This window comes from Erwinia sp. MYb416 (assembly GCF_037479575.1).
Taxonomy (GTDB): Bacteria; Pseudomonadota; Gammaproteobacteria; order Enterobacterales; family Enterobacteriaceae; genus Erwinia; species Erwinia rhapontici.
In genome coordinates this window covers 1-1,600 of sequence record NZ_JBBGYT010000401.1, presented here as the reverse complement: position 1 = coordinate 1,600, position 1,600 = coordinate 1, and the positions used below count along the sequence as shown (strand labels likewise).

Sequence of the window (1,600 nt, the reverse complement as noted above, 5' to 3'; positions counted from 1 at the left end):
TTTCCATCGTCGCAGGCCATCACTACCGCCTCTTCAATGCCGTTAAAGTGGGCGATTTGCTGTTCAATTTCCCCCAGTTCTATACGCAGCCCGTGGATTTTTACCTGGAAATCGTTGCGGCCCAGATACTCAATACTGCCATCTTCAAGCCAGCGCGCCAGATCGCCGGTTTTATACAGGCGTGCTGTTGCATCCTTGCTGAACGGGTCGGGAATAAAACGCGCCGCAGTGAGCTCGGCCAGATTGAGGTAGCCACGTGCCACCTGTACGCCACCAATATGCAGCTCGCCGCTGACGCCCGGCGGCAACGGTTGCAGGTGCGCATCAAGAATATGCAGCTGCGTATTGGCAACCGGTTTACCAATCGGTACTACGCCGCGCTTATCGTGACGAGAACAGTGCCAGTAAGAGACATCCACAGCGGCTTCGGTTGGACCATAGAGATTATGCAGCTCCGCCTGCGGTAGCTGCTGGTGGAAACGCTGTACCGCCGCCAGTGGCAGGGCTTCCCCGCTGCACATCACCCGCCGCAGGCAGTGGCACTGCGCCATATCCCCGTGGCGTAAAAACAGCTGCAACATAGACGGGACAAAGTGCAGCGTGGTGACTTGTTGCCGGGCAATCAACTGACTGAGGTAATCCGGGTCCTGGTGACCGCCGGGTTTCGCGATCGCCAGTCTGGCGCCGACCATCAGTGGCCAGAAAAACTCCCATACCGAGACGTCAAAGCTGAACGGTGTTTTTTGCAGAACCGTATCCTGTGGCGTCAGGGCATATTCAGCCTGCATCCACTGCAGGCGATTCATGACACCGACATGTTCATTCATCACCCCTTTAGGTTTGCCGGTGGAGCCAGAGGTATAAATGACATAGGCCAGCGAGTGCGGGGTCCAGCCCGCCAGCGACGGCAGATTGTGGTCAGGCTGCGTTTGCCAGCGGGCCGCGTCCTGCTGCAGGTGCCACACACGGTGTGATGCGCTGAGCAGAGGTGCCAGCGCCTGTTGTCCGGCATCATCCAGCAGCACCAGCGTGGCGCCGCAGTCTTCGAGCATATGGTGCAGGCGATCGCCGGGGTAGTCAGGATCGAGTGGGACATAAGCCCCCCCTGCTTTCAGGATCGCCAGCAGGGCAGTGACCATCTCGCTACTGCGTGCGGCACATAGCGCCACACGATCGTCGGGGCCGATCCCGGCCTGACGCAGCTCAGCCGCCAGCTGGTTAGCACGCTGGTTCAGTTGCTGATAGCTGATATTACCGCCGTGACCGCAGAGGGCGCTGGCCTGCGGTGTACGTACGGCCTGTTGCTCAAACCAGCGGTGGATCCCTTCTGGCAGTGGCCAGGGTTGCCGGGTGTTATTCCACTCGCTGACGATCTGTTTTTTCTCCTGCGGCAGCAGAAGTGGCATCTCGGTCAGCGGCTGCTGTGCGCCTTTGTCGAGTAGATGATCGAGCATCTGCATCAGGCGAGCGGCGGTCTGTTGTCCCTCTGCGACGCTGAACCAGGCCTCATTAAAGTTAAACTCCAGCAGTGGCGGATCGTCGTGGTGATAGCGGCGCAGATAGAGCGCCAGCGGCATCTGTTCAAAACCATGGTGTAAGG

At 59.1% G+C, this 1,600-nt stretch carries 1 protein-coding gene; it reads right to left on the bottom strand.

The window, feature by feature from the left end; genetic code table 11:
* Positions 1-1,600, bottom strand: a 1,600-nt coding sequence (locus WH277_RS05570) for a non-ribosomal peptide synthetase (protein ID WP_339504907.1), incomplete at both ends; no start/stop codon positions are given.